Source organism: Streptomyces sp. NPDC059900 (genome assembly GCF_050270335.1).
Classification (GTDB): domain Bacteria; phylum Actinomycetota; class Actinomycetes; order Streptomycetales; family Streptomycetaceae; genus Streptomyces.
Genome location: NZ_JBNNJZ010000717.1, coordinates 1 through 3,709, shown reverse-complemented (window position 1 = coordinate 3,709; position 3,709 = coordinate 1). Strand labels below are relative to the sequence as shown.

Genomic DNA, 3,709 nt, shown 5'->3' with positions numbered 1-3,709 from the left:
CCGTGCTCGCCGCCGTGCCCGAGCTGCTCGGGCTCGCCACGGTGGTCGTACTGATCCGCCTCTACCCCCTGCCGGTACGCCTCGCCGCCCGCTGGGCCGGCCGGGGGCGCGGCGCCGTGGCGCTCATCGCGCTCTCCCGCGCCGCCAAGGAGGCCCCCGCGAGGGCGCTCGCGCTGCTCGTCCTGGTGGTGACGCTGGCCGGTGCCGTGTTCGGCGGCCTGGTCGCCGGAACGCTGACGGAGGGCCGTCGCGATGCCGTCGCGTGGCGGGTCGGCGCCGACGCCTCGTTCCTGGGCGCCGGACGCGACCCCGACACCGCGGGCCGCCTGGCACGCGCGCGTGGAGTGCGGGAGACGGTGGCGGTACGGCAACTGCGGGTCGACCCGGTGAGCGCAACGGACGGAGGGCGATACGGGATCGCAAGCCTGGTGGGCATCGACGGCACGAAGCTGCGCTCCGCGAGAGGCAGTTCGGCAGCGGCGGCCGCCCTGCGGGACGCGGGCCTCGGCGGAGGCGGGAGCGGGGCCACGCGCCCGGGCGAACGCGGGGGCAACGTCACCGGCCGGAGCGGGAGTGGCGGCGAGGCGGCCACCGGCCGGAGTGCGGACGCAAGCGAGGCCACGGGTCTGGACGGCGGCGGGAGCGAGGCCACCGGCCAGGGGGAGGGTGCGAGGAGGTCCACCGGCCGTGCTGCGGGCGCAAGTGAGGCCACCGGCACGGGTGGAGGCGGGAGCGGCGCCGCTGGGCGGGGTGGTGGCGGTGGTCGTGAGATTCGGGTGCTTGCCGATGCCGCCGGCGCAGGTGATCTGCTCACCATCACCGTGCACGGCCAAGAGCGTCGCCTGCGTGTCGTCGGCGGTCTTCCCGAAGCGGTGCGGCGCGACCCCGCGCTGGGGCCGCTGCGGGCCGCCGCCCAGGGCAGAGAACGCCTCCTGCTGGCCGACAACCGGGACCTCGGGAGCTTCGAAGCGAGCGAGTTCGAGGAGTCCGCCCTGCTTCTCTACGGGCCGCACCTGGACACCGCCGAACTGCGCTCCGTGGTCCCGCGCACCGCACCCGGCACCGCCACCGGAGAGCTGCGGATCCGCGCCGAGGAGCAGGCCGAGGCCGACGACGACGGGCTGACCGAGGCCCTGACCGCCGCGCACACCGCCTGCACGGCCCTGGCCGTACTCCTCGCGCTGCTCGCCCTCGTGCTCGAACTCCTGCTGTCCGCCCCGGCCCGCGGCAGCACCACAGCCCGCCTTCGCACCCTGGGACTCGGCGGCCGTGCCACCGCCGGGCTGCACCTGCTCCAGCTGCTGCCCCTGGTGCTCGCTGCCGTGGCCGGCGGCGTCGCGCTCGGTCTGACCCTGCCGGGGCTGCTCGGACCCGCGCTCGACCTGCGGGAGTTCACCGGCGGGCCCACCGCGCCCGCCCTGCGCACCGACGCGCTGTTCACCGCGGCCCTCGCCGCGGGAACCGTGGCCCTCGTGGCCGCCGCGGTGGGCGTGGAGACCTGGCTCGGACGGCGGCGCGGCCTCGGAGCCGTGCTGCGACTGGGGAGGAACGATGACTGAGCTCGCCGATCTGGAGGCCCGCGCGAACGCCGCGCGCCGTAGCGCCGGTGACGAGGGCCTTGTCGTGTGCGACAACCTCGTACGCGTCTACCGCACCGGCAAGGTGGAGGTGCAGGCCCTCCAGGGGCTCGACCTGGTCGTCGGGGAAGGGGAGTGCGTGGCGCTCGTCGGCGCGTCCGGCTCCGGCAAGTCCACCCTCCTGTCGATCCTCTCGGGGCTCGACCTGCCGACCGCGGGCCGGGCGAAGGTCGCCGGACACGACCTGCTCTCCATGGGCCGCCGCGAGCGCCTCGGCTACCGCAGGGGCACCGTCGGCTTCGTGTGGCAGCAGACCGGGCGCAATCTCCTGCCGTACCTCACCGCCCTGGAGAACGTCGCGCTGCCGATGAAGTACGCGCGCGTGCCCCGCCGCGAGCGCGCCGCGCGGGCCGCCGAACTGCTCGGTGTGCTCGGCGTCGCGTACTGCCGTGACCGGCGGCCCGCCGAACTGTCCGGCGGCGAGCAGCAGCGCGTCGCCGTGGCGGTCGCCTCCGCCAACGCCCCGCGCGTGCTGCTCGCCGACGAGCCCACCGGCGAGCTGGACACGGCAAGCGGCGAGGAGGTGTTCGCCGCCCTGCGCCGAGCCAACGAGGAGCTCGGCGCGACCGTCCTGGTGGTCACGCACGACCCGCTCGTCTCCGGCCAGGTCCGCCGCACGGTGCGCATCCGGGACGGCCGTACGTCCACGGAGACGCTGCGGGAACAGGGCGGCGCGGGCGAGGAGTTCACGGTTCTGGACCGCGCGGGGCGGTTGCAGCTGCCCCGCGACTACGTGGAGCGTTACGGGCTGCGCGGACGCGTGCGGCTCACGGCGGAGCCGGATCACATCGGCGTCTGGGGCGAGGGCCCGGATTCCGCCCCGCCCACCCCCTGAGCAGGAGCTCTGACGTCTCGCGTGCGCAACGTGTACGCAACCTCTAACTTCACGCCTTGACGGAAGCCTGGTCCGTACTTATGGTCTCGGGCCAACACGCGTGTTCAGAAAGGCACTTGAAGTTCACATACAAGAATGGATGGCCCTTCGCATGGCTGACACCCCCACACCCGTGCGCCACCACCGCAGACCCCGCAAGGCAGTCCTCGCGACCCTCGCCACCACGGTGGCGGCCCTGGTCGCCACCCTCGTCGCCTGGCCCGGCGCCGAACGCGCCGACGCCGCCCAGGGCGCCGCACCCGCCACCTTCGCGCACCCCGGAGTCACCGTCTCCCGCGGTCAGCTGGACTTCACCAGGGAGAAGGTCAACGCCGGAGCCCAGCCCTGGAAGGGCGCCTACGACCAGATGATGGGGAGCAAGTACGCCTCCCTGTCGCGCACGCCCAAGCCCCGCGCGGTCGTCGAATGCGGCTCCTACTCGGACCCCAACTACGGCTGCACCGACGAGCGCGAGGACGCGATAGCCGCGTACACCACGGCCCTGGCCTGGTACATCACCCGCGACGAGCGCTACGCCAAGAAGTCCATCGAGCTGATGGATGCCTGGTCCGCGACCATCAAGGACCACACCAACAGCAATGCCCCGCTCCAGACCGGCTGGGCCGGTTCTTCCTGGCCCAGGGCCGCCGAGATCATCAAGCACACGTACACCGGCGGCTGGGGCAACTCCGGCCGCTTCGCCACGATGCTGCGCAACGTCTACCTGCCCGAGATCATCAACGGCTCCAACTCCAACGGCAACTGGGAGCTGTCGATGATGGAGGCCGCCATCGGCATCTCCGTCTTCATCGAGGACAAGGGGTCCTACGACAAGGCCATGGCGAAGTTCCGCACCCGTACCGCCGCCTACGTCTACCTCGCGTCCGACGGCGACCTGCCCAAGACCGTGCCGAGCCAGAACCTCGACACCCGCGCGAAGATCGTCAAGTACTGGCAGGGCCAGGGCACCTTCACCACCGGGCTCACCCAGGAGACCTGCCGCGACTTCACCCACACCGGATACGGACTCTCCGCGATCTCCCACGTCGCCGAGACCAGCCGCATCCAGGGCGACGACCTCTACAAGACGGACGTCGGCGAGCGGCTGCGCCAGGGCCTCGGCTTCCAGGCCAGGTACGAGCTGGGCGAGGCACCGCCGAGCTCGCTCTGCGGCGGCTCGGTCCACCGGGGCCTGGGC

2 protein-coding genes and 1 pseudogene are annotated in these 3,709 nt (G+C 73.1%); all 3 read left to right on the top strand.

Annotated elements, in window-relative coordinates; genetic code table 11:
* Positions 1-1,559 (top strand): annotated as a pseudogene (locus tag ACQKIP_RS42630) (hypothetical protein); the annotation flags it as partial.
* A complete protein-coding gene (locus ACQKIP_RS42625; protein ID WP_365858330.1) occupies positions 1,552-2,472 on the top strand; it encodes an ABC transporter ATP-binding protein in 921 nt (306 codons plus the stop codon). The pseudogene ACQKIP_RS42630 and the gene ACQKIP_RS42625, both read left to right, overlap by 8 nt.
* Positions 2,473-2,623: 151 nt before the next feature.
* Positions 2,624-3,709 (top strand): alginate lyase family protein (locus ACQKIP_RS42620; protein ID WP_427745475.1); only part of this gene is annotated, 1,086 nt, incomplete at its 3' end.

Coding starts and splice junctions, on each gene's coding strand:
- ACQKIP_RS42625 (WP_365858330.1), top strand. CDS start 1,552: ATGACTGAGCTCGCCGATCTGGAGGCCCGCGCGAACGCCGCGCGCCGT.